This is a genomic window from Natroniella sp. ANB-PHB2 (assembly GCF_046097105.1).
In the GTDB taxonomy this organism is placed as follows: Bacteria; Bacillota; Halanaerobiia; order Halobacteroidales; family Halobacteroidaceae; genus Natroniella.
Genome location: NZ_CP175562.1, coordinates 1,474,185 through 1,499,608, shown reverse-complemented (window position 1 = coordinate 1,499,608; position 25,424 = coordinate 1,474,185). Strand labels below are relative to the sequence as shown.

Here is a 25,424-nt window from a genome sequence, read left to right as displayed (position 1 = left end):
TTTATTTTTCTTTAATCTATGATAAAATAAAATTTAGTGTTTGAATTTTGGTAATAAGGAGGAACTGGTTTGTTTTTAAAACAGATTGAGGTCAAGGGGTTTAAATCTTTTGCTGATAAAGTAAAGATAGATTTTGAACCGGCGATTACGGGGATTATTGGCCCGAATGGCAGTGGTAAGAGTAATATTTCAGATGCAGTGAGATGGGTTTTAGGAGAACAAAGTGCTAAAACACTGCGTGGTTCTAAAATGGAAGATATAATATTTGCTGGAAGTAAAAAACGGAGAGCATTAGGGATGGCTCAAGTTTCTTTAACTTTAGATAATAGCCAAAATGAATTGCCAATAGATTATAATCAAGCAACTATTAGTAGAAGGGTTACGCGTAGTGGAGAAAGTGACTACTTAATTAATAATAATATTTGTCGTTTAAAGGATATTCAAGAGTTGTTGATGGATACAGGAATTGGAAAAGATTCCTATTCGATTATTGGACAAGGAAAGGTAGAGCAGATTTTAAGTGAAAGGTCTGTTGATAGGCGAGAGTTATTTGAGGAAGCAGCAGGAATTAGCAAACATAAACAGAGAAAAAAAGAAGCATTAAAAAAATTAGAGAGTACTGAGCAAAAATTAAATCGGGTAAGAGATATTATTGAGGAGATAAAACGCCAATTAAATCCGTTAAAACAAGAGGCTAATAAAGCTGAAGAATATAAAAATTATCAAGGAGAACTAAAGGAGTTAGAAGTTAATTTATTATTAAATAACTATGTTAAATTGGAAAATCAATTTGATCAACAGATTGCTACTAAGCAAAGTTTGTCATATCAATTAACTGAAGCTAAAGCAGGGGTGAATGAATTTGATTTAAAAATAGATAACTGTCAGACAAAGCAACAAGAATTAGTAGCAGCAATTGATCAGCAAAAAGATGCTTTATTTAATACCAAACGAGATTTAGAGCGGCTTGAAAGTAAATTAGAGCTACTTGCAGAAAGGAAAAAAAACCTTGGAGGGCAACAAGATAAGTTAAATCAGGAAATAACTATCTTGAAAGATGAGGTTAATCTGCTCCAAGAAAAAATTTACAATAAAAAAGAAGAAGGGGAAATTTTAGAAGAGAAATTACAGCAAAAACTTTCTTTGTTAAATAGTAAGCAAGAAGAAATCAATTCTATCAAGAAAAAGTTAGCAGAAAGGATAGGTTCTAAGCAAGAAATTGAGGGCAATAAACTAACCCAGGCTAATCAAATAACTGATTATAAACATCAAATTGAAAATTTAACTAAAGAGGTTGAACGTTGCCAAAAGGAAAATAAAGAGTTAATTGAAATTAAAGAGAATTTACAACAGAAGATTGAAAAAATTGAGAAGCGGAAGGAGGTTAAGTTCAAAAAAGTAGCAAAGATAAAGGATGAGTTAAGTAGTTTGCGGAGTTATTATGAAAAAAAGAAAGAAGAGCAAGAAGAATTTAAGAAGGAATTAAATATTGTACAGCAAGATTATCAAAAGTTAAAAGAGGAATTAAATAATAAAGAATCTAGATTGAATGTTTTAGAAGGGATGCAAGACAATTATCAAGGTTATTACAAGGGAGTTAAAAATTTACTCAATTATATTAATCGAACTCAGAATTTAAATGGAGTTTGTGGAGTAGTAGCCGAATTAATAGAGGTGCCTCAAGAGTATGAAACAGCAATTGAAGTTGCTTTGGGTAGTAAATTACAGAATGTAATAGTTGAGGATGATCAAGTAGGAAAGAGGGCAATTGAATATTTAAAGGATAATCGAGCTGGAAGGGCTACTATGCTGCCTCTTAATTTAGTCAAAGCGAGGTCTTTAAGAAAGAGTGAAGAGCGAGGTTTGAAGTTAGAAGGAGCAATTGGCTTAGCTAAAGATTTAATTGATTATCATGTACAATATCGACCAGTGGTTGAAAATATTTTAGGGAGAGTTATTATAGCTGAGAATATAGATGCAGCTGTTGAGGTTTCTAAAGCTGTTAATAAGAGAGTTAAGGTTGTTACATTAGCTGGTGAAGTGATCAATCCTGGAGGAGCAATGACTGGAGGAAGTTATGCTCAAGATAATAATTTATTAGGGCGAAGTCGAGAGATCGAGAAATTAAAAGTAGAAGTAAAGAATATTTCTAAAAAGTTAACCGTTTTGGAGCAACAAGGTCTTGCTAAAAAGGATGAATTAGTTACTAATCAAGAACAGATAAAAGAGACAAAGGAAAAATTACATAAGTTAGAGATTCAAAGAACAACTTTGGAAAAGGATGAGCAGCAATTAGGAAGAGAGCTGGCCCGTATTCAAAAAGAAGTTGCGCTTAAGGTTAATAAGATTGATCAGTTAGAACAACAGATTACAGAATTTAAAATGAAAAAAGAAGAGTTAGTGAATGCTTTAAATCAACTGTCTGTTAATGAAAATAATTTGGAATCAACGACTAATCAGTTAGAAACAGAGATCAGCTCACTTAAACAGAAAGAAGAGTTATTTTCTGAGCAGATTACGAATTTAAAGATTGAATTGGCTTCTGTCAAAGAAGGAAAGAAGAATTTACAGAATGAATTAATGAAGTTAGAGCAGGATTTTAAGAAAAGCCAACAGCAACTTGAAGAGAAAGAAAAGGAAGTTGTTAGATTAGAAAATAAGCAGACTCAACTTAAAGATACTGCTCAAAATTTAGCTTTAGAACAGCAAGAACTAAATTCTAAGGTAGATAACTTAGAAGAACAGTTAATCAGCTTAAGGCAAGAAGAAAAAGAAGTTAAAGGACGAATTAATCAATTTGAGCAACAATCAAAAGAGGTTAGAGAGCGATATCAGAAGTTACAGCAAGAGTATAATCAAATAGAGGTGGAGTTGGCCCAACTAGAAGTTAAATTAACTAATGTTGAAACTAAACTAACTGATGAGTATCAAATAGATATAGATTTAGTGATTGAAGAGCGAACAGCTATTGAAGATTTTACTGAAGTTGAAAAGAGGATTAAAAAGCTGAAGCGAAAGATGAAAAGATTAGAACCGGTTAATTTAGGAGCAATTGATGAGTATCAAAAGTTAGACCAGCGTTTTTCTTTTCTTAAAGAGCAGTCTGATGATTTGGCCCAAGCAAAAAGATCATTGCAGAAAGTGATAACCGAAATTAATGAAAAAATGGAAGAGAAGTTTATTAAGACGTTTAAAGAAGTAAAAGGTCAATTTGAAGAAATATTTACTGACTTATTTGGAGGAGGACAAGCTAAATTAATCTTAGAAGACGAAGATGATTTATTAGAGACAGGTGTGGAGATAAATGCTCAACCACCAGGTAAAAAACTACAGAAGTTGTCTTTAATGTCTGGTGGAGAAAAAGCTTTAACAGCTACTGCGTTAGTATTTGCTTTATTAAAGGTTAATCCAAGCCCTTTTTATGTTTTAGATGAATTAGATGCTCCTTTGGATGATGCTAATGTAGAGCGTTTTGCTAATTATTTAGATCAATTATCGTCTCAAACACAATTTGTAGTTATTACTCACCGTAAAGGAACAATGAAGGTTTCAAATTCATTATATGGTGTTACTATGGAGGAATCAGGTGTTTCAAAACTAGTTTCTTTACAGTTGGATCAATTAGCTGCTTTTTAGTTGTATATTAATTACTAAAAATAGAGAAAATAGACTAGAAAAGGAGGAAGATAATGAGGGTTAAAGGAATAGCGAAATTTGTAGTAGATAGAATTATAAAAAGAAGTAATTATTTAAGTCAAGGTCGGTCTGTAGGGGCAATTGGTTTTGTTAATCAAGAAGGATATATAGATGCTTTATCCGAAGTTGTTAATGGAGGGCTTTCTGGTATTCCTTATCGTGAAATGTTATCTAAAATTGTTAAAACAGAAGGAAGATCTTTATTGGAAATTATTAATCAACTGCCTGATAACGCAGTCATTATTACAACTAATCCAGGTAAAACAGGGATCATTGTAGGAACAGGTGGAGTCAGTATCTTTAATTGTCCTTTGATTAGGATTGGTGTTAAGATGGGCCAACCTGCTGGGGTAGGTATTATCTATCCAGAACCTGAATACTTTGAACTGGCCACTGAATCTGAAGAGATTCAATTAGAAAGGTTGACAGCTAAGACGATGGATGAAGAACGAGGGATATTGCGTAAGTTATTTAATTTAAGATTAAAGTACTTAGATATTAGCCAAGAGCTAGAGGTAGTAGAGATTAAAGAGCAGAAAGTTGAATTTGAACAGAAAGAGCAATCTGAATGGGAGGTTCCATTTATTGAGGTTAATTCTCTTTCTAAAGAGCTTGCTACTAAATTAGTAGAAAAGTCAACTACTGTGGAGCAAGGTAGGGAAGTAGCAGCTTTAGGTGAAATTAAAGATGGTCATATTGTTCAAAAAGGAGAGATTGTAGTAGGGGGAATGGGTTATGTTCCATCACGTATGTTAGCCTCAAGTTATACTGATATTACTGAAAAGTCATTGCGAGAGGTTTATTCAACAGTAATTCCTGATAATGTAGCTATTGTGCATACCCATCCTGGTGGGACTGGTGTAATGCATATGGGAGATGCAAAGGCTGGCCCGGGAACATGGGGGCGACCTGTTGTAGCTATTGGGCATGATAAGGAAGGAGTAATTAAAGGAGCTACTGTAATTGAGTTATTAAAGGAGGTAGCTGAGCTTGATCAAGAGTATGAAGAAATTGGTCAAGAGTATTATGAAGCTGAAACTCCAGAAGAAGAAGCTAAAATAAGAAAGAGGCGTTTTGGGATTGCTCAAGAATATACAGATTTATGTAAAGCATTAGAGATTAAGTAAAAGTTAGGAGGAGAGTCGATGTTAAAGAAGCTATTTGGGTTTGGAACTGATAAAGAAGAGGTTAAGGAGCAAGAGGTAAATGAAGAAAAGGAAGAGGTTACAAAGAAAAAAACTGGATTATTTAAGAGGTTGAAAGATGGTTTAAGTAAGACCCGAGAGGGATTTGTATCTCAAATTGAAAACTTATTTAGTATTTATTCTAGTATTGATGATGAATTATATGAAGATTTAGAAGAGATTTTAATTCAAGCTGATGTTGGTGTTCATACCACGATGAAATTGGTTGATCAATTAAAATTGGAGGTAAAAGAGAGGAAGATTAAGGAACCAGAAAAATTAATAGGAGTTTTCCGAGAACAGTTATGTCAGTTACTAAATAAAGAAGTAGAGCAAGTTGAAGAGAGTAATCAGACGACTATATTAATGGTAGTAGGAGTTAATGGAGTTGGAAAAACGACAACGATAGGCAAGATTGCTCAACGGGCTAAAAATGCCGGAAAAGATGTACTATTAGCAGCAGGGGATACCTTTAGAGCAGCAGCTATTGATCAGTTAAAAGCTTGGAGCAATAGAGTAGGAACAGAAGTAATTGCTCATCAGGAAGGAGCAGATTCTGCTGCAGTAGCTTATGATGCAGTACAAGCAGCTAAATCAAGGGAGACAGACCTGTTGATTGTCGATACTGCCGGTAGATTACATACTCAAGCCAATTTAATGGAGGAATTAAAGAAGATTAAGCGAGTAATAACAAGAGAAGCAGAAGAGATTAAAGTTGAAGTATTATTGGTATTAGATGCAACAACTGGACAGAATGCAATTTCACAGGCTCAATTATTCAATCAAGAAGTCGATGTAGATGGGATTGCTTTGACTAAACTAGATGGTACGGCTAAAGGAGGAGTAATAATAGCTATTATGGATGAGTTGGGCATACCAATTAAGTTGATTGGTGTTGGAGAAGATTCAGAAGATTTACAAGACTTTGAACCAGAAACATTTATTAATGCTTTATTTGATTAATAATACTTTAATTGCTTGACAAAAATTTAATTATATGTTATATTATCTGCTGTAAAGGGAAAATACTTAACAGTAATTGCAGGTGATTTTTGTTGAAGGTTGAAAAAGTAATTAAAATTGGAAAACTATTCGGCTTCTATGCTTCTTTATTAACAGAAAGGCAACAAGAGTTTATGAGATTATATTATTACCATGATCTATCCTTAGGAGAGATTGCTCAACAAAAATCGGTTACTCGTCAAGCTGTTTATGATAATTTAAAGCGATCAGAATATGCTTTACAAGAATATGAGAAAAAGTTAAATTTAGTTAAACATTATGATAAAGTTCAATCAGAAATCGATAATTTAGGGCAGGTAATAGAGCAGATTGAATCTCGGCTTGAACTAGAAGAGGTGGAGAGTTTACGGGGGATCTTAGATAGATTACAGACCTATCAGAAGGGGGAATTGATGTGATTTTCGAGGGGTTAGCAGAAAAGTTACAGAATACTTTTGATAAATTGAAAGGTAAAGGCAAGTTATCCTCGAAAGATGTTAAAACTGCCTTAAGAGAAGTTAAATTAGCATTGTTAGAAGCAGATGTAAATTTTAAGGTTGTTAAAAATTTAATTAATAAAATTGAAGAAAGAGCTGTTGGACAAGAGGTTTTAGATAGCTTAACTCCAGCTCAACAAGTGATTAAGATTGTTAATGAAGAGTTGACTGATTTAATGGGAGGGACTCAAAGTAAGATTAATTTTGGGGCCAAATCTCCTACAGTAATTATGGTAGTAGGCTTACAGGGTGCTGGTAAAACAACTACTGTTGGTAAGTTGGCTAAAAGATTTAGAAAAGAAGGAAAAGATCCTTTATTAGTAGCGGCTGATATCTACCGTCCTGCTGCTATTAAGCAGTTACAGGTACTAGGTGAGAGGATAGAGCAGCCAGTATTCAGTATGGGTGATAAACAAAACCCTGTGGATATAGCTAAAGCTGCTATCAGTAATGCCAAGTCAAATGGAAATGATATTGTAATTATAGATACTGCGGGGCGATTGCATATAGATGAAGACTTAATGGAAGAATTGGAAGATATTAAAGGTGCAGTTATGCCTCATGAAATCTTGCTAGTAGTTGATTCTATGACCGGTCAGGATGCTGTTAATGTAGCAGAGAGTTTTGATCAGAAATTAGGTATTGACGGTGTTGTATTAACTAAGTTAGATGGTGATGCACGTGGTGGAGCTGCTTTATCTATCAGTTCTGTTACAGGACGACCAATTAAGTTTGTAGGAATGGGAGAAAAATTAGATGCTTTAGAGCCTTTTCATCCTGATCGTATGGCTTCTCGGATTTTGGGTATGGGAGATGTATTAAGTTTAATTGAGAAGGCTGAGGAACAGATTGATGCTGAAAAAGCTAAAGAGTTAGAGAAGAAATTAAGAAAAGAAGAATTTACTTTGGAAGATTTTCTAGACCAGATGAATCAAGTTAGAAATATGGGTTCATTAGAGGAAATACTGAATATGATCCCTGGGGTAGGTAAACAGTTGAAAGGTCTCAATATGGATGAAAGTCAGTTGGATCATATTGAAGCAATTATAAATTCAATGACTATTGAAGAACGAAGAAAACCAGAAATCATTAATGGTAGTCGTCGTCGTAGGATTGCTAATGGGAGTGGAACGACTGTGCAAGAGGTTAATCAACTTTTAAAGCAATTTAGACAGACTAAACAGATGATGAAGCAGATGGGTGATTTGCAGAAAGGTAATATGAGTGGATTAAAAGGAAAGATGAAATTTCCTTTCTTTTAAATAGAATTTAAGTTTAAGGCTAAGTCAATCGTTAAAAATAGTTGTTTAGTTTTTACTTAGACTTAAACTTGAACTTGACCTTAATTTTGTTAAAGGAGGTGACAAGAATGGCAGTTAAGATTAGATTAAAAAGAACTGGAGCTAATAGAAATCCTTCTTATAGATTGGTTGTGGCTGATTCTAGAAAGCCACGTGATGGGAGATTTATTGAAGAGCTAGGTTTTTATAATCCTACTACTGAACCAGAGACAGTTAAAATTGATGAAGAGAAGGCATTAGAGTGGTTACAAAATGGTGCTCAACCTTCTAGTACTGTCAGAAATATTTTCAGTCGAGAAGGAATTATGAAGAAGTTTGATGAAGTAAAGTAAGTTTGGAGGTGCTCTAGTTGAAGGAGCTACTAAAAACAATTGTAAGTAATATTGTAGACGAGCCTCATGAAGTATTTGTACGTAAGATAGAAGATAGTAAGACAATAACTTTAAAGTTAACAGTTGCTGATGAAGATATGGGTAAGGTGATAGGAAAGCAAGGTAAAATTGCGAAAGCTATCAGAACAGTAATTCAAGCAGCAGCAACTAAGGAAGGTAAGAAGGCTAGCGTAAAGATTATACAATAATTATTTACTAAAATTACTTACTAAAGACTAGGGGCAACTCTAGTCTTTTCTTAATGAGAGGTTATAAAGTAGGGTATACTACAATATAGTTGGTGAAAAAATCTAAGAGCGGTTTTGACTTTAAGTTCTTTAACTGTCAACCGTTAACTGTACACTGTAAACTGAGGTTAAATGAGGTGTTAATTATGAATGAAGAATTAATTACAATAGGTCAAATCACCCGACATCAGGGGAATAAAGGTGAAGCAAGGGTTATCCCTCTTACCGATTACCCAGAGCGATTTGAGTATTTAGAGCGGGTTTATTTAGTTAAAAATAATGGAACTAAGGAAGAAGTAATGGTAGAAGGAATCTGGTACCATAAACAATTTATTATTCTTAAGTTTGCAGGAATCGATGATATTGGAGAGATTATGGCTTATAAAAATTATTATCTGCAGATTCCTAAAGCAGAAACTGTTGATTTACCAGAAAATAATTATTACTTATATGATATTATTGGGCTTGAAGTTTATACTGTGCAAGGTGAATATCTAGGTCAGGTTGAAGAAGTTTTGGAGACTGGAGCCAATGATGTTTATGTAGTATCTAAAGGTAATGATGAAATTTTAATTCCAGCAACCCTTGAAGTAGTTATCGAGATAGATTTGAATAATGAAAGAATGGAAGTTAAATTACCACCAGGATTAAGGTAGGTGTTAAGATGAAATTCAATGTGTTGACTCTATTTCCTGAAATGTTTGAAAGTGTTTTAGGAACTAGTATGTTAGCTAAAGCAAAAGAGCAGGAATTGCTATCTGTAGATTTGATAGATATTCGAGATTATACTCAAGATAAGCACCGCCAGGCTGATGATTATCCTTATGGTGGAGGAGCAGGGATGCTTTTAAAACCCGAACCTATCTTCAGAGCAATTGATGATTTGGATTATTCTAAGCAAACTCCGATAATATTTTTGACTCCCCAAGGAGAGACCTTTAACCAAGCCAAAGCTAAAGAACTTGCCAGTTATGAAGAGTTAACTTTATTATGTGGGCATTATGAAGGTGTAGATCAGCGGGTAAGAGAGGAATTGATCACTGATGAGATTTCACTTGGTGATTATGTATTGACAGGTGGGGAGTTACCAGCTATGATTTTAATTGATGCTGTTGCACGATTAATTCCAGGGGTGTTAGGTAGTCAGGAATCTGCTATTGAGGACTCTTTCTATCAAGGAATATTAGATTATCCCCAATATACTCGTCCTAGAGAGTATAGAGGATTAGAAGTACCACAAGTTTTGTTAAGTGGGGATCATGGCCGAATAGAACGGTGGAGGAGAAAGAAAGCATTAGAAAATACATTACATAGGCGATCAGATTTATTAGAAGGTGTTGATCTATCTGTACAAGATCAGGAATTATTAGCGGAAATAAAGCAGGAATTAGAGGAGGAGTAAAATGGAACAACAGGTTTATTTAGCTCTATTACATAATCCTGTTTATAATAAAAATATGGAAGTAATTACTACTACAGTAACTAATTTAGATTTACATGATATTGCTCGAGCCAGTAGAACATATGATATTGGTCAATATTATATAGTGAATCATTTAGATTCTCAGCAAGGGTTAGTTAAGCGGATGAAAGATTATTGGGCAGGGGATTTTGGAGCAGAATATAATCCAGATCGTAAAGAGGCATTCAGTGTACTTGAGATTAAAGCTGAACTTGAAGGTGTGATAACAGATATAATGGATAGAGAAGATAAGGAGCCAATTTTAGTTACGACTGATGCTAGAACTTATTCTAATACTATTAGTTATAAGAAGTTACGACAAGGAATTCAGCAAGGAGAAGAAGTCTATCTGATTTTATTAGGGACAGGTTGGGGTTTGACCAAAGAGACTATGAACTCTGCTGATTATATTTTAGAACCAATTTATGGTCCAGGAGATTATAATCATCTATCAGTTAGAAGTGCTGCTGCTATTATTTTGGATAGATTATTAGGAGAAGCTTGGTGGTAGAAAAAATCTAAGAGCGGATTTTTTCATCACGAAGGGTTCAAAGAACCCGAAGGGGAAGTAGGAAACAAATGTACAATGTACAGTTAAAGAGCAAAATCTTAAAAATAAAAAAGTTATACTTAATTACAATTATGTGGCACTTTTGATTTGGCGGGTAGAAATGATATTTGTAGGGGCAGGTCTCTGTGCCTGCCCATGTTAAATCACGGGCGACCACGGAGAGTCGCCCCTACAAAAACACATTCTTTTACGAACGAAAAGTGCCACTGTATATCAATTGATTCTTATAATAAAAAGAAATTAAGGATAAAATATAGCTTGTAATTAGATTTGGCATGTGTTATAATGATTTACGGACAAAAACAGACGGTCCTCTGGCTATAATATAGTTTAAGAACGTTTTGTGAGAGGAGGAAAGAGTATGAACTTAGTTGATATTGTAGAACAAGAACAATTACGTGATGATATTCCTGAATTTGGCCCAGGTGATACTGTTAGGGTACACCTTAAGGTTCAGGAAGGTGGGAAAGAAAGAATCCAGGTTTTCGAAGGTATTGTAATTAAAAGACAAGGTGGTAGCGTACGCGAAACCTTTACTGTAAGAAAGATATCTTTCGGTGTTGGAGTTGAAAGAATCTTCCCATTGCATTCTCCAAAGATTGATAAGGTTGAAGTTGCTAAACGTGGAGATGTTAATCGAGCGAAGTTGTATTATTTAAGAGATCGTCAAGGTAAGGCTGCTCAAGTACGAGAAAAAAGAAATTAATTAAATTGTACTTAAATTTATTTAAGAAGGGGACTGGCTGTGTAGGCTTGTCCTCTTTTGTATAGGAGAGTGTGTTTATTAATGCTGGATAAAGATAAGGTTAAAGAATATTTGGAAGCTGTTATTGTAGCAGTTGTAATTGCTTTTTTTATTATTAATTTTGTTGCTCAAGCTTTTTATATTCCTTCAGGTTCAATGAGACCTGAATTGCAACCTGGAGATAGAATCTTTGCTAATAAATTCATTTATAGGTTTCGTGAACCACGTAGACAAGAGGTAGTTGTTTTTAAATATCCTGTTGAACCTGAATTGAATTTTATTAAAAGAATAATTGGTATGCCTGGTGATCGAGTTGAAATCGTTGATGGTCAGGTTTATATTAATGATCAAATATTAAAAGAAGGTTATATCTTAGAAGAAAGTTATAGTGATTTTTCAGAAGTCCAAATTCCTGAAGATAATTATTTTGTACTGGGGGATAATCGAAACAATAGTGAAGATAGTAGGTATTGGGGTTTTGTTCCGCGTGAAAATATTGTAGGACAAGGTAGTTTTATTTTTTGGCCGCTAACTAGAATAGGTTTAATTAATTAAGGAGGATAAGTTTAATGTCAATTCAATGGTACCCTGGTCATATGGCTAAAGCTAAGAAGAAGGTTGAGGAAGGTTTGAAATTAATTGATGTAGTAATTGAATTATTGGATGCTAGAATTCCATTAAGTAGTAGAAATCCTGATATAGATGATATTTTGGCAGATAAGAAGAGGATTATTGTTCTTAATAAGAAGGATTTAGCTAATAAGAAACAGACTAAAGAGTGGAAGAGATATTTTTCTAAGTCAGCTCCAACGCTAGCTGTTAATTCTTTGACTGGAGCAGGAGTAACTCAAATTTTAAATTTAGCCCAACAAATTATGGAAGATAAGTTATCTGCTTTAGCAGATAAGGGACGTAAAGGGCGTGATATTAGATTGATGATAGTTGGTGTTCCTAATGTTGGAAAATCTCAATTAATTAATCAATTCAGCAATAATAAGAGTGCTCGAACGGGAGATAGACCAGGTGTTACTAAGGGCCAACAATGGGTCAAATTAAGGAAAGGTTTTGAGCTGTTGGACACTCCTGGGATCTTATGGCCTAAATTTGAGGATGAAGAGGTTGGATTTAAGTTAGCAATTACTGGAGCAATTAAGCAAACATTGCTTGAAAGTGAATTGCTTGCTTATAAATTGGTTGAAATTCTGCAAAAAGTTGCTCCTAATAAATTAAAAGAAAGGTTTAATTTAGAGCAGTTGACTTCTGATACATATCAGTTAGTAGCAGATATTGGGCGAAAGCGTGGTTGTTTACAGTCGGGGGGAAAAATTGACCGAGAGCGGACTTCTAAGATAATTATTAAGGAGTTTCAAGAAGGTAAATTTGGTAAACTGACATTAGAATTACCGCCACAGCTTAATTAATCCTGTCTAAGCTAAAGAAAGGGATGTTATAATGGAATTATCTAAATTAACGATTAAAGAGATCAAAGATAAAGTTAAAGCTTTAGAGGAAATATCAGATGAGTTAATTAAAGGGCTGGCAGCTGATTCTAGAAAAGGGGTTCAGAAGTTGGCCCAGAAGCTTGTCCGTCAAAAGGAGAGGAAACGACAAGCTATTGCCAAGTTCAAAAGAATGAGTCGACATGAAAACAGATTAAGTCAACAAGGATATAATTTAATTGCAGGGATAGATGAAGCAGGTCGAGGACCTTTAGCAGGACCAGTGGTAGCTGCTGCTGTTATTTTACCAGTGGATACTTTAATCTTAGGTGTAGATGACTCTAAAAAATTATCTGAAAAGAAGCGTGAAGAATTGTTTGCAATTATTCAAGAGCAAGCATTAGGTATTGGGGTTGGAATTGTTGATAGCCAAACGATTGATCGGATTAATATATTACAAGCTACTTATCAAGCGATGCTAGAAGCAGTTGCTAATTTAGAACAAGAACCGAATTATTTATTGATTGATGCTGAGCATTTACCAGGAACTGATCTAGCACAGGCAGCAATTACTGAAGGAGATAGTAATAGTGTTTCAATTGCTGCTGCTTCTATTATAGCTAAAGTGACAAGAGATCGGCTTTTGGTTGGTTATGATCAGCAATTTCCTGAATATAACTTGGCCCAGCATAAAGGATATGGTACTCAAGAGCATATTCAAGCTTTAGAACAATACGGGCCAACGCCAATTCATCGTACTTCCTTTAAAATAGTTAAAAACTTAAGCTAACTGGAGGCATGTAATGTTGCTTAAAGCTGGTAATAAGTTGGAAGGGGTTGTCTTAGAGTTAAAAGAGGATAGTGCAGTAATCAAATTTGATCAAAAAGCTATTGAAGCTCAAATATTGGCCGATTTAAAAGTAGGTCAAAAAATTACTGTTGAGGTTAAGGGTTGGTATCAAGGAAGGGTAATTTTAAAGATTTTGAGTACAGATAATAAATTGTCTGCTACAAAAATTGACATTAAAGTTTAATAGAGTAGACCCCTCCGTAGGAAAAACTTGGAGGGGTCAATCTATAGTGAAAGATAACCACTTAAGTGATTACCTTTATTTTTATTATATGTAAATGAGTAAAAATAAGTACAGATAAGGGGTAACAATTTTTAGAAAAAATTGCTAATCAATAAAATTAACTCAAGAAGAACTAATGACAAGTTTATAAAAAAAGAAATCATAAGGTTCAGCAAAGCTAGGAGGATGATAATTGCAATTATCATCCTCCTAGCTTTTTTATAAACTCAAAAAAGTTTATTGTTTGTAAAGTTTAAAGGTTATAATTTAATGTATAATTATTCCATCAGTGGTTAAGCTATTTTAATAATAGGATTTGGAGGTAAATTAATGGATAAGAGGGAAAAAGGAGAGTGGGGAGAAAAAATAGCCCAAGAATTCTTAATAAAAAAAGGTTATCAGATTTTAGAAGAAAATTTTTGGACTCGTTATGGAGAGATAGACTTAATAGGTCAAGATGGAGAGTATTTAGTATTTATTGAAGTTAAATTATCGACCAGTAGCTCATTTGCTTCACCATTAGAGAAAATTGATTATAAAAAGAGGCAACATTTAATTCGAGTTGCACGCTATTATCTGAGTTTAAAACAGCAAGAAGTTGATTTTCGATTTGATGTAGTTGCTATTCTTTCTTATCAGCAACAAAATAAGATCAAATTAATTAAGAACGCATTTTTATGTTAAGGAGGATAAAGATGTTAGCTAAGGCAAATAGTAATGCTGTATTAGGAATAGATGGTTATGTAGTTCAGGTTGAGGTTGATTTAGCTAAAGGTTTGCCTGCTTTTAATATTGTAGGTTTGCCTGATACTGCAGTCAGAGAGTCAAAGGAGCGGGTTAAATCAGCAATAAAAAATACTGGATTTAAGTTTCCAGTAAAAAGAATTACCGTTAATTTAGCTCCTGCTGATATTAGGAAGAAAGGGCCAGTCTTTGATTTACCGATTGCAATCGGAATCTTAGCAGCTAGTGGCTTGATTAAGGAGGATAGATTAAAAGAGTATACTTTAATTGGTGAGCTATCTTTAGATGGGCAGGTGCGGGGGATTACTGGGATTTTACCGATGGCTTTAGCAGCTAAAAAAGAAGGAAAGAAAGGATTTATTTTGCCGAAAGAAAATGCTAAAGAAGCTGCTGTGATTGATGAGTTAGAGATTATTCCGGTTGCTGACTTAAAGGAGGCGGTTGAGTATTTAAATGCGGAGTTAGAACTACCTCAAGTAAGTAGAGATTTTTCTATCGCCGAGGGTGAGGATTATAAAATTGACTTTAAAGATGTTAAAGGCCAAAAACATGCTAAACGTGCTTTAGAAATAGCAGCTACGGGAGGACATAATGTGATTATGATTGGTCCACCCGGCTCGGGAAAGACGATGTTGGCTAAAAGATTGCCTACTATTTTGCCACCTTTAAGTAAAGAGGAGGCGATTGAGGTAACTAAAATCTTCAGTATTGTAGGTAAGTTATCAACTGAAAGATCATTGATTACTAAAAGACCATTTAGAAATCCCCACCATACAACTTCAGATGTAGGTTTAATTGGTGGAGGAAGAATACCTCAACCTGGAGAAGTTAGTTTGGCTCATCATGGGGTATTATTTTTAGATGAATTACCTGAGTTTAAAAAAAGTGTTTTAGAAGTATTGCGTCAACCTTTGGAGAAAGGTGAGGTTAGTATCTCTAGAGCATTAACAACATTAGAATACCCGGCTCAATTTATGTTGATATCTGCAATGAATCCTTGTCCGTGTGGTTTTTACGGTGATACTAGAAAAAATTGTAGTTGTAATTCTTATGAGATTAAAAGATATCTAAATAAGATTTCAGGGCCTTTGTTAGATAGGATTGATATTCATCTAGAAGTACCTCGTTTGCAGATGGACGAATTGACTACTTATGAATCTGGAGAGTGTTCTTCTCAAATTAGAGCCCGGGTCAAAAAGGCAAGGAAGATCCAGTTAAAAAGGTTTAACAAAGAGAATATAATGTATAATGCTAGAATGAATAGGCCGTTGATTAAAAAGTATTGCACTATAAAAGAGCAAGGGCAGGAGTTATTAAAGCAAGCTATTTCAAGGTTGGATTTAAGTGCTAGAGCATATGATAGGATTTTAAAGTTGGCCCGGACAATTGCAGATCTAGCAGGTGAAGAAGTAATAAAATCTGATCATATAGCAGAAGCAATTCAATATCGTAGCCTTGATCGAAATTATATAGATTAAAATAGATTAAAATAGATTTTCAAACTGTATCTTTTGATCGATAATATATCAATTATTTATTGTGATATTCACAGATGGAAGGATAAGTAAAATAAGAAAACAAATATTGATTCCGATCTTATATATAATTAACTTTATAATACCGGCCAACAAAACATCTAGTCAGAGCTTAAACAGCTTTGGCTTTTTTATTTGGAGTAGATAACAAGTTTAAAACATAGAATATTTATTATTAATTAAAGGAATTACAAATTAATTTATATAACAATAAAAATAGGAGTGTTAGATTTTATTATTTATGGTTTGTTAAAAAGAAGGGAAGTGATTACTTTGTGTGCTAAGAGAACTTTTGGCTGGGTGCAAGATCCAGCAAGCATAGAAAAGTTAAAAAGAGTAGTAGAAGTATTTGATTATGGTTCTAAAACTCATAAGGAATTAAAAGATAGGATTATTCCTGAACTTGTAGAAGAAAGAGATGGAAAATTAAGGTTTATGGAAGAATTAAATAAAAGACCTTTAAAGTTAAAATATAGGGACTTGGTTGGGACTTCTTTTACTCCTAGAAGTTCAGCAAGATGTAATGGTATAATTTAAGCTGTTGTAGAAGGACAACGAAGGCCTTTTATAGCTGATTGGCCAGCTGATAATTTTGTAAGGTGGGCCCATGCTCTAGGCTTTATTTCGTATGATTATGGTGATGATACGTTCGAAATAACTGAACTAGGACTTGAGTTATCAGATAGTATAAAAAGTTATATGGACAAAAAGAAGGTATTAAAAAAAGCTTTTTTATCGTACCCTCCTGTTATTAGGATTCTTGAACTTTTATCTAGTGGAGAACATTTAACTAAGTTTGAATTAGGAAAGAAGTTAGGCTTTGTAGGAGAAGATGGGTTTACTAATCTACCTCAAAATATATTGATCATGAAGTTAGACACTACAGCAGATAATAGTGAAAAAAATCAAATGAGAACAGATTGGGAAGGTTCAGCAGATAAATATGCAAGGATGATTTGTAGTTGGCTTTCTAAATTAGGTTGGGTAAAACAAGAACGTAAGATTGTTAAAGAAAAAGTTGGTTCAAAAGTATATTCTGATTATATATCCCAATCTTATTTTATAACTGCCGAGGGAATTAAGGTTTTAAGAAGCGGAAGAGGAAATAGCAGAAGGGCACGGATAACTAAAAACATCTTTTGGGAAATGCTTTGTACAAAAGGAGCAGATAGAGATTATATAAGAGATCGACGAGCTTATATAATAAAGGCTTTAGATAATAATTCTATTTTATCTCTAGAAGAAATAAAGAGTATATTAAAAGAAAAATATAAGATGGTTGAAGAATTATCAATTATTAAAGATGACATAGAAGGAATAATTAATATTGGATTAAATATAGAAAAGAAAAGCAGGGGGTATACTATGTATGATTCTATAATTAATTTGTATATTCCTAAAAAAAGCTCTTCTAAGGTACCAGTGAAGAGTAAGATTAGAAAAAGAAAGGATAAATGCAGATCTAGAATAAAAAATTTATCACATGATTATTTAAGTTTAATAGATTTATCTTTTAATGGTAGGCAGAGTAGATTATTTGAGATGCAGACAGTAGATTTATTAGTATCTGAGTGTAAGTTCAAAGGTCAACATTTAGGAGGAGCTAGAGAACCTGATGGGATTATATATACAAAAAATCTAAATAAAAACTATGGGATTATAATTGATAATAAAGCTTATAAAAATGGTTATAATGTTAGCCATGTTGATGAGATGGTAAGATATATTGAAGAAAATAAAACTAGAAACGAAGAGATAAATTCAAATGACTGGTGGAACTTTTTTCCTGAAGAAGTAGAAGATTTTTATTTTCTTTTTATATCAAGCTATTTTAAAGGTAACTATTTTGAAAAATTAAAAAGAATTAAGCTGAGAACTGGAGTTGAAGGTGGTCTTTTAACTTCATATGATTTATTATTGTTAGTTGATTTAATTAAGTCCGCAAAATTAACTTTATCAGAATTTAAGAGTTTATTACAAAATAATGATGAATTACTTTTTTAATAAAACCTAGCCACAAAAATTGATTTTTGTGGCTAGGTTTTATTGGAGTATTTATTTGATGAAAAGTTTATACTATGATAAAATAGGTGATTGTAGAATTAATAATAGTGGAGGTTATAACATTATGAGATATATAGGTTCGAAAGAAGGTTTACTACCATTTATTGATGAAGTTTTAGAAAAAAATAGTATAGAGAGAGGAACTTTTGTTGATCTTTTTAGTGGAACCGGAGTTGTAGGAAAGCATTTTAAAGAGAAAGGTTTTAAAGTTATTTCAAATGATAACCTTTTCTTTTCATATATATTACAATTTGTTTCCATAGAAATGAATACATATCCAAAGTTTGAAGGTTTAGAATTGAAAAAGGAAGTATCATTTGAGCGGTGTAGAGAAGTTATAGATTTATTGAATTTATTAGAAGGAGAAAAAGGTTTTTTCTATCATAATTATAGCCCAGCTGGACAAAGCAATAGGATGTATTTTACAAAAGAAAATGCCAGTAAGATAGATTCTGTTAGAGAAAAAATTGAAATATGGTATAAGCAGAAAAAAATAAAGAAAAAAGAATATTATTATTTAATTTATAGTTTGATTCAAGCTATCCCCTATGTAAGTAATACAACTGGTGTATATGGAGCTTATTTAAAAAGTTGGGATCCTAGAGCGAAAAAAGATTTAACTTTAGAAGTTCCTAAGATCACTGAAGGAAGCAAGGAATGTGTTTCATATAATAGAGATGCAAATGAATTAATAAGAAACATTAAGTGTGATGTATTATATTTAGATCCTCCATATAATAATAGACAATATGCTTCTAATTATCACATATTAGAAACTGCTGCAAAATGGGATAATCCTGATATATATGGTAAAACCGGTTTACGTCCATATGATGATCAAAAATCTTTATACTGTTATAAAAGTAAAGCATTAGATGTGTTTAAAGACTTAGTAGAAAAGGCTAGGGCGAAATATATAGTTTTAAGTTATAATATTGAGGGAATAATGGATAAGGAAGATATTATTGATATATTATTAACAATATCTACTAACGAAAAAATTAAAGCTTACGGTGAAGATTATAGAAGATATAGAAGTGATTCCAATACTAAACGGAATTATAAGCAGTGTAATGATATGGTGAAGGAAAATATATTTTTTTGTGAAGTAAAATAAGTTGATTTAAATTATGAAGATGTTATTTTAGTAGTGGCGAACTTAATAAAATGTTTTTTAGTAAATTATCAAAAACCTAAAAAGATTTAACATATATGTTTTATTCAAAGAGAAATAATTACTGATAGAAGAGGGAGTTGATTAAGTTGGATAAAGAATTTATCAAAAGTCCGTTAAATTATACTGGTGGAAAATATAAAATACTAGATCAAATAATACCTTTGTTTCCCGAAGGAATTGATACCTTTGTTGATTTATTTGCTGGGGGGTTTAATGTAGGTATAAATGTTACTGCTAAAAAAGTAATTTATAATGATATTGTTGATTATCTAATTGATTTATTTTATAAATTTAGAGAAAATGATATAGAAGCTACTTTAAGACACATAAAGAATAGAATTAAAGAATTTGCTCTTTCTAAAACTAATGAAGAGGGATATAAAAAATTAAGGGATTATTATAATAAACATAGACACCCTTTAGATTTATATGTTTTAATATGCTACTCATTTAATTATCAAATTAGGTTTAATAATAGCCATGAATATAATAATTCATTTGGAAGAAATAGAAGTAGTTTTAATCCAAGGTTAGAAAAGAGGTTAGCTAAATTTATAAAAAGATTAAAGAAAAAAAAGGTAGAATTTAAAAATCAAGATTTTGTCAATTTTGATATTAATGCTCTCAATAAAGAAGACTTTGTTTATTGTGATCCACCTTATTTAATAAGTACTGGAAGTTATAATGATGGTAAAAGAGGTTTTAAGGGCTGGAGGGAGAAAGAAGAAAGAGAACTATTAGATTTATTAAATGAATTTAATAATAAGAATATAAAATTTGCCTTATCAAATGTTTTAAAACATAAAGGGAAGACTAATAATATATTATCTAATTGGAGTAAAAACTATAATGTTATAGATATAAATAAGGATTATAAAAACTGTAATTATCAAGCTAAGAATAATAAAGAATGTGTAACTAAAGAGGTATTAATAACTAATTATGAAGTTAAAAGATCTGTTCTTCCTGGGGAACAACTAAAAATGAGCATCTAAAAGATAAGATATAGCAGAGGTAATTTAATATTGTATCTTTAATTGGATTTATATGGATTAAAATTCTAAAAGATATTTTCGATTTTTATTTTTTCATTAGTTGGAATTTGCCTAGCTAACTCTTTAGCGAGTTTTAGTTCGGTTAAAGCTTTATCTTTTTTCTCTAATTCTACTAGAGAGATAATTTTGGAAATAGAGAGATCAAGTTTATCTATCTCATTATGGTCCATAAAAATACTCCAAGTAAAACTTGCCTCTTCCCAAGCTTGATTTAAGGACTCAGTATTATCTCTGGTGGTATCCCAGTTATTATTAACTAAATTATCTTCTAAAGTATTTAGTTTTGAGGTTAGCTGGTCTGCTTTATTATTTGTTATAATGTATCCGTAACTGACAAGGATTAAAGTAAAAATTAATAAAATAGTAGTATAAATTATAGTGTTTCTCATTATTTAATAAACGCTCCTAAAAGAATATTTTAATTATTTTTTTGACGATAAACCTGATAAAATAGATTGCCATTTGAATCTAGATTAGCAAAGAAGACATCAGATGTATTATTGATTCCTAGAGAAATTAATTCTTGTTTTATCCATTCTTTAGTAAGACCTACTTTTTCTAAATTTTTAGTATGAATTTGACCATCTATAATTATTGGGTGTGGAATTCCTTCATAGTCAGTCGCAATATTTAAATCTTCAGGGGTAACTGGTCTTTTTTGAGATTTAGGGATTACACTAAGAGAGCCATTAGTTTCAATAAAAGCAAATTCTATCTCAGAAATGTCAGGGTAGCCTTTAGTTCTAAGTTCTTCTAACAACTCATTAATATTAATTCTACTTTTATTGAGTTCTCCTTCAACAATTTGACCATTTTCAATTAAAATTGTAGGTTTTCCACAAATAATCCTCCTTCCTGTAATGCTTTTAGTAGTGATAGCAGACATATAAATTTGAATAGAAAAGATTAGAATAATAGGTGTTAAGCTATTAATTAAAGGAATATCAGTATCTTGCATAGGAATAGAAGCTAAAGCAGAGATCATAATTGTAATTGCAAGTTCGTATGGTTGTAATTCGCCAATCTGTCTTTTACCCATTACTCTAAAAGTTAAAAATACAATAGTATATAAAATGATTGTACGAATTATTACAATAAACATTGAGCACCTCCTTAAATAGATGACCTTTTAAATTATTATTGAATAAATTATATATATTTATGTATTGGGAAAATATTGTTTAATTTAAACTTAGTAAAGAATCTTTAAAATAGAAAAATATTAAATTTAGGAGGGGAATTATATTTGTTAAAGAATATGATGTTAGGAAAACAAAAAGTGGAGGGGTCTAAGATGATTAGAAAACAGGAGATTGGTCAATTTATAGATGATTTTGCCTCTGATAAGCCAACACCTGGTGGAGGAAGTGCTGCAGCATTGAGTGGGGCTTTAGCTGCTGTTGCTACTTGTATGGTAGGTTCATTAACTTTAGGAAAGGAAGATTATGCTAGTGTTCAAGAGGAAATGGAAGAGTTAATTGAGATTACTAAGGGTTTAAAAGATGACTATCTTGATTTGGTAGATCAAGATATAGAAGTGTTTAATGCTTATATGTCCGCTTTACAAATGTCTAATAAAACTAGTGATGAAAAAGAAAAAAGAGCTAAGGCTTTAGAGAAAGCAGTTAAAAAAGCAACTGAAGTTCCTTTTACTATGGCTAGCAAGAGTATTGAAGTTTTAGAACAAGCTTTAATTGCTGCTAAGAAGGGGAATAAATATGCGGTAAGTGATGCAGGTGTAGGTGCTATTGAGGCTTGGGCTACATTAGAAGCAGCAGAGTTGAATGTAAATATTAACTTAGCTACTATGAAGGATAAGGGTTATATAGCTAAAAAGAGGGCTGATATGAAAGAGCTAAAAGAAAAAGCCCAAAAATTAAAAGAAGAAGTTTTAGAAGTTACAAATCAAAAGATTGGGTAAAGGAAAGAATCGGAGTTTTTCCGATTCTTTTTTAGCTTGTTATTAAGTAGAATATGCTTCTTAAAGGTTATAGATGGATATATTTTTCTTTTGACAAGGAAGTTATGATTTGTTAGTTAATTTTAGCTGGTGTGAAGTATAAAAATTAATAATTTAGGAAAAAAATATAATGACTCTAGGGAAATCATAAAAGGGTGTGAATTAATGTTTCGGTTGTGGAATGGTTTGTTTTTACTATTTATAATTACTATTATTTATTTCAATCTTTTTTTCTTAGGTAATAAAAAGATAATAATTGCATATTATCCTTATTTATTGGGAGTTAGTGGCTTATTAGGATTAAGTTTAATAGGAATATATCTTACTGATAATCTTAATTTTATTTTCAAGGTTTTCTTTATACTAGTTTTCTTATTTGCACTCTTTACTTTTATCCAAGTATGGAGAAATAAAGAATTATTAAATAACTATAATGCAGAACGTAATCAATATTTGAATCAATTGATTGAAATTGCTAAAACTGATACTGAAAGTTCATTGCTAGAGGAAAGAGAAGAAGGAATTTCAAAGCTGATTAAAAAGACTAGTGGATTAGCTTTAACTACTAATAATAAAGTTGAAGCAATCTTTAAAGAAGAGAATATTTTCATGGAAATGTTGGCCCAGTTAAAAGAAGCACAAGATCATATCCATATCTGCTTTTATATTATTAGAGATGATCTGATTGGAGAAAAATTCAAGGAGTTATTGATTGAAAAAGCACGAGATGGTGTTGAGGTAAGAATTATTTATGATGAATTAGGAAGTCACCGATTAGGTCAAAATTATAAAGAAAAATTAAAAAAAGCAGGGGTAGAAATTAAGGGTTATAACAGTATGCTTATTTCTTTATTAAGAGGAAAGCTTAATCATCGTAATCACCGAAAAAACTTAGTTGTGGATGGTAAAGTTGCTTTTATTGGAGATGTTAACTTGGGAGATGAATATGTAACAGGGAATAAAAGAGAAAGTATTCAAGTTAAAATTGAAGGTGAAGCGGTTGATTGGATGCAAAAGATTTTCTTAATGGATTGGTACTATATTACCGGTGAGAAAATTTTAGCTGATAGATACTTTTCTCAACATGATATAGAAGAGGAGCTACCAATTCAGTTAGTTAGTAGTGGATTTGATACGCCTTGGTCTGAAATGAACAAACACTACTCTGCCTTGATTACAGCAGCACAAAAAGAAATTTATTTAGTTACACCATATCTAATTTTGAATGATAATATTTTAAATGCTTTACAAATAGCAGCTTTAAAAGGCGTGGAGGTTAATGTAGTTGTCTCCAAAGAGACTGATAATTTATTACTTAGTTGGGCTAGTATCTCTTTTTTTGAAGAATTATTAAAAGCAGGTGCAACTATATGCCATTATCAAGGTGAATTTTTACATTCTAAAATTTTAGTAGTTGATGAACAAATTTTATCGCTGGGCTCTGCTAATTTTAATACTAGAAGTTTATATCTTGATTATGAATTAAATGTAGTAATCTTTGCTCCAGACTTTTCTAAAAAAATAATGGAAGAGATAGCTTTAAATTTAGAGCAAAGTAGGAAGTATAGATTAGAAGATTATAAACAGTTAGGAATTTTGGATAGAATGAAGTTATTAATTGGAAAATTATTAGCGCCAATTACTTAACAGGAGGGTAGTATGGAAGAAAAAGCTTATTGGATTTGGTTAAGTAAGATTGATGGTTTTGGATCACGGCGAATAAAAAAGCTACTAGATTATTTTGGCGATGCAGAAGGGATTTGGCACGCAGATAAAGAATTATTTGATAATGTGAGTGGTATTGGCCCTTCATTGAGTCAAAAAATTATTGAATCTAGGAAGAATTTTGATTTTAAATCTGAACTAAAAAGGTTAAATAAATTTGGCATTAAGGTTGTAACTTTACAAGATAAATGTTATCCTAAATTATTAAAGGAGATTTATGATCCACCTCCTATTTTATATTATAAAGGAAATATTACAAAGATTAATAAGCCTTGTATTGCTGTTGTTGGATCTAGAAAATGTACCCAGTATGGAAAAAAGATAGCAACTAAATTAAGTCAAAGATTGGCTGAAAAAGGGCTTAATATTGTCAGTGGTTTAGCTTATGGAATAGATACAGCTGCTCATCAAGGTGCTTTAAAGTCTGGTGTAACTTATGCTATATTAGGTTCTGGTGTAGATGTGATATATCCAAAAGAGAATGAAGGGTTAGCTCAAAAAATAATGAAACAAGGAGCGGTTATTAGTTCTTTCCCACTAACTACTAAGCCAATAGGGAAAAATTTTCCTCTTAGAAATAGGATAATTAGTGGGCTCTGTCTAGGAACAATAGTTGTTGAAGCAACTAAGAAAAGTGGTTCATTAATCACTGCCAATTTGGCTTTAAACCAAGGTAGAGAAGTCTTTGCAATCCCTGGAGATATAACTAAAAAGCAGAGTGTAGGTACTAATCAATTGATTCAAGTTGGAGCTAAATTGGTGCAAAAGCTAGATGATGTTTTAGATGAGTTACATTTATCAAATGTTAATAATGAAGATATCAAATCGGATTTAGAGTATAAGGCTGATAAAAAGGTAATTGAATCTCTATCCCAACAACAGCAAAAAGTTTATAGGTTGCTAACTGTTGAGTCTCAGCAGTTTGAACATTTACTTGATGCTGTTGAATTGAATTCAGCTCAATTAAACTCACTTCTATTAGAGCTTGAAGTAAAGGGTCTTATAAGGCAGTTAGCAGGAAAAAAGTTTAAATTAAGAGATGATGTTAAGTTATGAAAGGAGGTTGTAAAATGAATAACAATGTATTTGAAATAATCAGTTGTTTAGTAAAAACATTATTACATGATGAAAAATTAGTTGAAGATGAAAAAAAATTAATTGATTTTTTACAAGATGAAGGTTATGGTTTGAAAGAGATTAATCAGGCTTTTGAATTTATTTTTGCTTCTTCGGAAAGAATAGATTCAACAGATGATTTGCTAGATCAAAAACATATCAAGCAAGAAGCTTTTCATAAAAATCGTGTTTTTAGCCTTAGAGAAAGGTTTAAGTTTGATGTTAAAATTCAAGGGGTTATTTTAAGATTGAATCATTTAAGTTTAATTGCAGATGAAGAATTAGAGGATTTGATTGGTCAATTATTTAAAGTGCCTAATAGTTATATTAATATTGAGTATTTGTGGGAATCACTTCAGCAGGTGCTTGATGACGAATTAAGGCTAGCTTTTATAGCACAGCATATTTCTGAATTTGAAGTTATAAATAATTTAACACCAGAATACATTAACTAATGTA

General features: G+C 32.0%; 26 protein-coding genes and 1 pseudogene. 25 read left to right on the top strand and 2 right to left on the bottom strand.

What is annotated here, in order from left to right:
- Positions 1-69: 69 nt before the first annotated feature.
- The 21 genes and pseudogenes from smc to ACKF5P_RS07345 all read left to right on the top strand — a co-directional run bounded on the left by smc (position 70) and on the right by ACKF5P_RS07345 (position 20,104).
- Positions 70-3,636, top strand: a complete 3,567-nt coding sequence (gene smc / locus ACKF5P_RS07445) for a chromosome segregation protein SMC (RefSeq protein ID WP_408954583.1) — start codon at positions 70-72, stop codon at positions 3,634-3,636.
- 53 nt (positions 3,637-3,689) lie between these two features.
- The gene (locus tag ACKF5P_RS07440; protein WP_408954582.1) at positions 3,690-4,823 is read left to right on the top strand and encodes a peptidase S7; all 1,134 of its coding nucleotides are present in this window, start codon (positions 3,690-3,692) and stop codon (positions 4,821-4,823) included.
- Between the two features lie 18 nt (positions 4,824-4,841).
- Positions 4,842-5,843 (top strand): signal recognition particle-docking protein FtsY, encoded by a 1,002-nt coding sequence (gene ftsY / locus ACKF5P_RS07435; protein ID WP_408954581.1) that lies wholly within the window; start codon positions 4,842-4,844, stop codon positions 5,841-5,843.
- A 92-nt stretch (positions 5,844-5,935) separates the two neighbouring features.
- On the top strand, positions 5,936-6,301 hold the full coding sequence (gene ylxM / locus ACKF5P_RS07430; RefSeq protein WP_408954580.1) for a YlxM family DNA-binding protein: 366 nt from the start codon (positions 5,936-5,938) through the stop codon (positions 6,299-6,301).
- Complete coding sequence (gene ffh, locus ACKF5P_RS07425) at positions 6,298-7,641, top strand: signal recognition particle protein (protein ID WP_408954579.1); 1,344 nt, start codon at positions 6,298-6,300, stop codon at positions 7,639-7,641. Before ylxM ends, ffh begins: the two co-directional genes overlap by 4 nt.
- 107 nt (positions 7,642-7,748) lie before the next feature.
- Positions 7,749-8,012 carry a 30S ribosomal protein S16 gene (gene rpsP / locus ACKF5P_RS07420; protein ID WP_408954578.1) on the top strand — a complete coding sequence of 88 codons (264 nt, stop codon included), beginning with the start codon at positions 7,749-7,751 and terminating at the stop codon, positions 8,010-8,012.
- Between the two features lie 17 nt (positions 8,013-8,029).
- Entirely contained in the window at positions 8,030-8,260 is a 231-nt protein-coding gene (locus tag ACKF5P_RS07415; RefSeq protein WP_408954577.1) for a KH domain-containing protein, read from the top strand.
- A 185-nt stretch (positions 8,261-8,445) separates the two neighbouring features.
- Positions 8,446-8,955 (top strand): ribosome maturation factor RimM, encoded by a 510-nt coding sequence (gene rimM / locus ACKF5P_RS07410; protein ID WP_408954576.1) that lies wholly within the window; start codon positions 8,446-8,448, stop codon positions 8,953-8,955.
- An 8-nt stretch (positions 8,956-8,963) separates the two neighbouring features.
- Positions 8,964-9,701, top strand: a complete 738-nt coding sequence (gene trmD, locus ACKF5P_RS07405) for a tRNA (guanosine(37)-N1)-methyltransferase TrmD (protein WP_408954575.1) — start codon at positions 8,964-8,966, stop codon at positions 9,699-9,701.
- 1 nt (position 9,702) lies between these two features.
- A complete protein-coding gene (locus tag ACKF5P_RS07400; RefSeq protein WP_408954574.1) occupies positions 9,703-10,272 on the top strand; it encodes an RNA methyltransferase in 570 nt (189 codons plus the stop codon).
- Between the two features lie 421 nt (positions 10,273-10,693).
- Positions 10,694-11,038 carry a 50S ribosomal protein L19 gene (rplS, locus tag ACKF5P_RS07395; RefSeq protein ID WP_408954573.1) on the top strand — a complete coding sequence of 115 codons (345 nt, stop codon included), beginning with the start codon at positions 10,694-10,696 and terminating at the stop codon, positions 11,036-11,038.
- 81 nt (positions 11,039-11,119) lie between these two features.
- On the top strand, positions 11,120-11,632 hold the full coding sequence (lepB, locus tag ACKF5P_RS07390; RefSeq protein WP_408954572.1) for a signal peptidase I: 513 nt from the start codon (positions 11,120-11,122) through the stop codon (positions 11,630-11,632).
- Between the two features lie 14 nt (positions 11,633-11,646).
- Positions 11,647-12,498: a ribosome biogenesis GTPase YlqF gene (gene ylqF, locus ACKF5P_RS07385; protein WP_408954571.1), complete on the top strand. Its 852-nt coding sequence runs from the start codon at positions 11,647-11,649 to the stop codon at positions 12,496-12,498.
- Positions 12,499-12,529: 31 nt separating this feature from the next.
- The gene (locus ACKF5P_RS07380) at positions 12,530-13,306 is read left to right on the top strand and encodes a ribonuclease HII (protein ID WP_408954570.1); all 777 of its coding nucleotides are present in this window, start codon (positions 12,530-12,532) and stop codon (positions 13,304-13,306) included.
- A gap of 13 nt (positions 13,307-13,319) precedes the next feature.
- The gene (locus tag ACKF5P_RS07375) at positions 13,320-13,550 is read left to right on the top strand and encodes a hypothetical protein (protein ID WP_408954569.1); all 231 of its coding nucleotides are present in this window, start codon (positions 13,320-13,322) and stop codon (positions 13,548-13,550) included.
- A 369-nt stretch (positions 13,551-13,919) separates the two neighbouring features.
- Positions 13,920-14,273: a YraN family protein gene (locus ACKF5P_RS07370; protein WP_408954568.1), complete on the top strand. Its 354-nt coding sequence runs from the start codon at positions 13,920-13,922 to the stop codon at positions 14,271-14,273.
- Between the two features lie 11 nt (positions 14,274-14,284).
- On the top strand, positions 14,285-15,811 hold the full coding sequence (locus ACKF5P_RS07365) for a YifB family Mg chelatase-like AAA ATPase (RefSeq protein ID WP_408954567.1): 1,527 nt from the start codon (positions 14,285-14,287) through the stop codon (positions 15,809-15,811).
- A gap of 279 nt (positions 15,812-16,090) precedes the next feature.
- A pseudogene (locus tag ACKF5P_RS07360) lies at positions 16,091-16,534 on the top strand (restriction endonuclease FokI recognition domain-containing protein); the annotation flags it as partial.
- 33 nt (positions 16,535-16,567) lie between these two features.
- Positions 16,568-17,872, top strand: a complete 1,305-nt coding sequence (locus ACKF5P_RS07355; RefSeq protein WP_408956641.1) for a restriction endonuclease FokI C-terminal domain-containing protein — start codon at positions 16,568-16,570, stop codon at positions 17,870-17,872.
- A gap of 58 nt (positions 17,873-17,930) precedes the next feature.
- Positions 17,931-19,049: a DNA adenine methylase gene (locus ACKF5P_RS07350; RefSeq protein WP_408954566.1), complete on the top strand. Its 1,119-nt coding sequence runs from the start codon at positions 17,931-17,933 to the stop codon at positions 19,047-19,049.
- Between the two features lie 146 nt (positions 19,050-19,195).
- On the top strand, positions 19,196-20,104 hold the full coding sequence (locus ACKF5P_RS07345; RefSeq protein ID WP_408954565.1) for a DNA adenine methylase: 909 nt from the start codon (positions 19,196-19,198) through the stop codon (positions 20,102-20,104).
- A 65-nt stretch (positions 20,105-20,169) separates the two neighbouring features.
- Here ACKF5P_RS07345 and ACKF5P_RS07340 read toward each other — a convergent pair whose 3' ends face one another.
- Positions 20,170-20,553: a DUF4363 family protein gene (locus tag ACKF5P_RS07340; protein ID WP_408954564.1), complete on the bottom strand. Its 384-nt coding sequence runs from the start codon at positions 20,551-20,553 to the stop codon at positions 20,170-20,172.
- A 29-nt stretch (positions 20,554-20,582) separates the two neighbouring features.
- A complete protein-coding gene (locus tag ACKF5P_RS07335) occupies positions 20,583-21,266 on the bottom strand; it encodes a YetF domain-containing protein (protein WP_408954563.1) in 684 nt (227 codons plus the stop codon).
- 192 nt (positions 21,267-21,458) lie between these two features.
- On the opposite strand from ACKF5P_RS07335, the gene ACKF5P_RS07330 reads away from it, so the two are divergent.
- The 4 genes from ACKF5P_RS07330 to ACKF5P_RS07315 all read left to right on the top strand — a co-directional run bounded on the left by ACKF5P_RS07330 (position 21,459) and on the right by ACKF5P_RS07315 (position 25,420).
- Entirely contained in the window at positions 21,459-22,085 is a 627-nt protein-coding gene (locus ACKF5P_RS07330; protein WP_408954562.1) for a cyclodeaminase/cyclohydrolase family protein, read from the top strand.
- Positions 22,086-22,289: 204 nt separating this feature from the next.
- The gene (gene cls, locus ACKF5P_RS07325) at positions 22,290-23,771 is read left to right on the top strand and encodes a cardiolipin synthase (protein WP_408954561.1); all 1,482 of its coding nucleotides are present in this window, start codon (positions 22,290-22,292) and stop codon (positions 23,769-23,771) included.
- 12 nt (positions 23,772-23,783) lie between these two features.
- Positions 23,784-24,905 (top strand): DNA-processing protein DprA, encoded by a 1,122-nt coding sequence (gene dprA / locus ACKF5P_RS07320; protein ID WP_408954560.1) that lies wholly within the window; start codon positions 23,784-23,786, stop codon positions 24,903-24,905.
- A 14-nt stretch (positions 24,906-24,919) separates the two neighbouring features.
- Positions 24,920-25,420 carry a DUF494 family protein gene (locus ACKF5P_RS07315; RefSeq protein WP_408954559.1) on the top strand — a complete coding sequence of 167 codons (501 nt, stop codon included), beginning with the start codon at positions 24,920-24,922 and terminating at the stop codon, positions 25,418-25,420.
- Positions 25,421-25,424 lie beyond the last annotated feature (4 nt).

Excerpts from the sequence above, each read along its gene's own strand:
- rplS (WP_408954573.1), top strand. The coding sequence starts at position 10,694 with ATGAACTTAGTTGATATTGTAGAACAAGAACAATTACGTGATGATATT.
- ACKF5P_RS07335 (WP_408954563.1), bottom strand. The coding sequence starts at position 21,266 with ATGTTTATTGTAATAATTCGTACAATCATTTTATATACTATTGTATTT.
- ACKF5P_RS07330 (WP_408954562.1), top strand. The coding sequence starts at position 21,459 with ATGATTAGAAAACAGGAGATTGGTCAATTTATAGATGATTTTGCCTCT.
- ACKF5P_RS07340 (WP_408954564.1), bottom strand. The coding sequence starts at position 20,553 with ATGAGAAACACTATAATTTATACTACTATTTTATTAATTTTTACTTTA.
- ACKF5P_RS07380 (WP_408954570.1), top strand. The coding sequence starts at position 12,530 with ATGGAATTATCTAAATTAACGATTAAAGAGATCAAAGATAAAGTTAAA.
- dprA (WP_408954560.1), top strand. The coding sequence starts at position 23,784 with ATGGAAGAAAAAGCTTATTGGATTTGGTTAAGTAAGATTGATGGTTTT.
- ACKF5P_RS07400 (WP_408954574.1), top strand. The coding sequence starts at position 9,703 with ATGGAACAACAGGTTTATTTAGCTCTATTACATAATCCTGTTTATAAT.
- cls (WP_408954561.1), top strand. The coding sequence starts at position 22,290 with ATGTTTCGGTTGTGGAATGGTTTGTTTTTACTATTTATAATTACTATT.
- lepB (WP_408954572.1), top strand. The coding sequence starts at position 11,120 with ATGCTGGATAAAGATAAGGTTAAAGAATATTTGGAAGCTGTTATTGTA.
- trmD (WP_408954575.1), top strand. The coding sequence starts at position 8,964 with ATGAAATTCAATGTGTTGACTCTATTTCCTGAAATGTTTGAAAGTGTT.
- ftsY (WP_408954581.1), top strand. The coding sequence starts at position 4,842 with ATGTTAAAGAAGCTATTTGGGTTTGGAACTGATAAAGAAGAGGTTAAG.
- ACKF5P_RS07355 (WP_408956641.1), top strand. The coding sequence starts at position 16,568 with ATGGACAAAAAGAAGGTATTAAAAAAAGCTTTTTTATCGTACCCTCCT.
- ylqF (WP_408954571.1), top strand. The coding sequence starts at position 11,647 with ATGTCAATTCAATGGTACCCTGGTCATATGGCTAAAGCTAAGAAGAAG.
- ACKF5P_RS07350 (WP_408954566.1), top strand. The coding sequence starts at position 17,931 with ATGAAAAGTTTATACTATGATAAAATAGGTGATTGTAGAATTAATAAT.
- rimM (WP_408954576.1), top strand. The coding sequence starts at position 8,446 with ATGAATGAAGAATTAATTACAATAGGTCAAATCACCCGACATCAGGGG.
- rpsP (WP_408954578.1), top strand. The coding sequence starts at position 7,749 with ATGGCAGTTAAGATTAGATTAAAAAGAACTGGAGCTAATAGAAATCCT.
- ACKF5P_RS07440 (WP_408954582.1), top strand. The coding sequence starts at position 3,690 with ATGAGGGTTAAAGGAATAGCGAAATTTGTAGTAGATAGAATTATAAAA.
- ACKF5P_RS07315 (WP_408954559.1), top strand. The coding sequence starts at position 24,920 with ATGAATAACAATGTATTTGAAATAATCAGTTGTTTAGTAAAAACATTA.
- ACKF5P_RS07375 (WP_408954569.1), top strand. The coding sequence starts at position 13,320 with ATGTTGCTTAAAGCTGGTAATAAGTTGGAAGGGGTTGTCTTAGAGTTA.
- ACKF5P_RS07365 (WP_408954567.1), top strand. The coding sequence starts at position 14,285 with ATGTTAGCTAAGGCAAATAGTAATGCTGTATTAGGAATAGATGGTTAT.
- ACKF5P_RS07370 (WP_408954568.1), top strand. The coding sequence starts at position 13,920 with ATGGATAAGAGGGAAAAAGGAGAGTGGGGAGAAAAAATAGCCCAAGAA.